Below are 302 nucleotides of genomic sequence, written 5' to 3' on the forward strand. Positions count from 1 at the left end.
TGTGTCATAATGGCATATTTGAAATCATTTATTTTTTCATAGGCATTTCTAAGCCCTATATCAAGCGAAAGTAGATATTCTACCATCATTTTTTCAGTCACTAATCCATCGAACAGGCGATGGGTTTGATAATTCTCAAAATCTAGATCTTCTCGGTTTTTAAGAAGTAATTTCCATAATTTTTTCAACTTATTATAATCACATTTCGAGGGTTTCTTTTTATATTGATTCATTACTTGAATCCTTAGGTTGTTAAGGGCTCTATTGAGTAATTGAATGATATGGAACCGGTCAATCACAAT

General features: G+C 31.1%; 1 protein-coding gene. It reads right to left on the minus strand.

What is annotated here, in order from left to right:
- Positions 1-299 (minus strand): transposase (locus HMPREF2811_RS00425; RefSeq protein WP_246829777.1); only part of this gene is annotated, 299 nt, incomplete at its 3' end.
- Positions 300-302 lie beyond the last annotated feature (3 nt).

This window comes from Globicatella sp. HMSC072A10, assembly GCF_001811625.1.
Classification (GTDB): Bacteria; Bacillota; Bacilli; order Lactobacillales; family Aerococcaceae; genus Globicatella; species Globicatella sanguinis.